Origin of the sequence: Vallitalea maricola, from assembly GCF_036985595.1 — a bacterium.
In the GTDB taxonomy this organism is placed as follows: domain Bacteria; phylum Bacillota; class Clostridia; order Lachnospirales; family Vallitaleaceae; genus Vallitalea; species Vallitalea maricola.
This window is the reverse complement of record NZ_BTPU01000203.1, coordinates 1-273: the sequence shown is the minus strand read 5'-3', so window position 1 is coordinate 273 and position 273 is coordinate 1. Positions and strand designations below refer to the sequence as shown.

Here is a 273-nt window from a genome sequence, read left to right as displayed (position 1 = left end):
TCTCTTCTTTCTAAGAAAGAATTAGGAGTTATAAATATAGGTGGAAAAGGTCAAATCACTGTTGACGGAGAAGTATACAAATTAAATGAGCGTGACGGATTATATGTAGGTATGGGAGCTAAAGAAGTTTTATTCACTAGCGATGACCCAAAAAATCCTGCTAAATTCTATAGTTTAAGTGCGCCAGCTCATAAAACATACAAAAATGTACATATTGACATTACTAATGCAAAACAAGTTAACTTAGGTTCAGACGAATCTTGTAACAAGAGA

The 273-nt window shown here is 33.3% G+C and carries 1 protein-coding gene; it reads left to right on the top strand.

Going from position 1 to position 273, the window contains the following annotated elements:
• Positions 1-273: 5-deoxy-glucuronate isomerase (locus AACQ14_RS23875; protein ID WP_339366039.1), on the top strand; the 273-nt coding region annotated here is incomplete at both ends.